The sequence below is a fragment of the Oleiphilus sp. HI0066 genome, assembly GCF_001635725.1.
Genome location: NZ_LWFH01001233.1, coordinates 1 through 1,505, shown reverse-complemented (window position 1 = coordinate 1,505; position 1,505 = coordinate 1). Strand labels below are relative to the sequence as shown.

Genomic DNA, 1,505 nt, shown 5'->3' with positions numbered 1-1,505 from the left:
TTGCGTTTCATGTGAAAGTAGTGAGAGAACAGTCTTATGTGTGTTTCAAGCTGGTGCGCCTTGATCACTTGTTGGGCATTATCTACTGCAACGCATTCTACTCTATTTTTGTTATCCCCTTAAGTTGTTGTTTATAAATTGATTTTTTAAACTTTCTAGAGTTGGCAAGCATTCTGCTACGTTTCCTTTGACAGTTAAACAGCACAGTGCGACTAGCTGGAAATTGTCAGGCCTTTCGAGAGAAGGTTTTGAATGAAAGGAACTTTTTTCATGGAAGATTATGGCGGCCCGGGGACTGGCCGCTTTTTTTTGCCTGAAATTTTTAGAATAGCGATCAGTCTTCTCTTTTTTGTTTAGCGCAGTGTTCTTGACTATAACTCCCATGCAAATCACAGCAGGATTGTCATTGTGCGTTTGCGTTCTAAGTTTTTAAGTATTGGCATTTTACTAGCCATCATTCCCGCTTTTTGTCTCAGTGCCTATATTGCATATAGCAGTTATTCGGACGGAAAGTCGGCCATTCATGAGCTTTCAAAGGCTCAACTCACTGCAGTGAGAGAGTCTAAGAAATCCCAAATAGAGCGATATTTTCAAACGATTCAGGATCAAGTATTGAGCTTCTCGAAAGATCGGATGATCGTGAATGCAATGAGAGAGTTCAAGCGGGGGTTTGATGATTATTTATCGCAGCGAACGGGTGACAATGTCGTTCAGCAAAAAGAAAAATTGCAGCAATATTATGAGCAATCCTTCGGTGGTGAGTACGCTGAACGTAATAACGGTCAAAAGGTCAATTCAGCAGCCTTAATGCAAGGCTTAGATGCAGACTCTATTTCTCTACAATACGATTTCATTGCAAACAACACTGAACCTTTAGGGGCCAAAGATGCCCTGATTCAGCTCGATAACAATACGCTCTACAGTAAGTTGCACAAGATCTATCACCCGCCTATTCGCGATTTTCTGCAGCGTTTTGAGTATTTCGATATCTTCTTAGTCACGCCAGATACCGGTGATATCGTTTATTCCGTTTTTAAAGAACTGGATTACTGAACATCTTTATTTGACGGACCTTATGCCAACAGTGGTATCGCACGCGTTTTTACGTAAGCGGTTCAAGCAACGGAGCAAGATTATGTTGTGATCAATGACTTTGCTCCTTATCCACCATCTTATGAGGATCCTGCTGCGTTTATTGCTTCTCCCATTTTTGATGCGGGAGAACTGTTAGGCGTTCTGATTTTTCAGATGCCTATAGATCGTATTAACGCAATCATGACGCATGACCAACAATGGGCAACGACAGGTTTGGGCGAATCGGGTGAAACATATTTGATTGCTCAAGACCGCAAAATGCGCAGCATGAGCCGTTTTTTGATTGAAGATAAAGACGCATATTTAGAGGTACTAGAAACATCGGGTTTAGATGCGCAGACACTCCAATCTATTGCCACTAAGGAAACCAGTATTGGTCTGCAGCCAGTGAACACAAGAGGTGCTGATCA

1 protein-coding gene and 1 pseudogene are annotated in these 1,505 nt (G+C 41.9%); both read left to right on the top strand.

The window, feature by feature from the left end; translation table 11 throughout:
- The first annotated feature begins 408 nt into the window (after positions 1-408).
- The gene (locus A3738_RS17740; protein WP_068480723.1) at positions 409-1,053 is read left to right on the top strand and encodes a hypothetical protein; all 645 of its coding nucleotides are present in this window, start codon (positions 409-411) and stop codon (positions 1,051-1,053) included.
- Positions 1,054-1,140: 87 nt separating this feature from the next.
- Positions 1,141-1,505, top strand: a pseudogene (locus tag A3738_RS17735) (cache domain-containing protein); the annotation flags it as partial.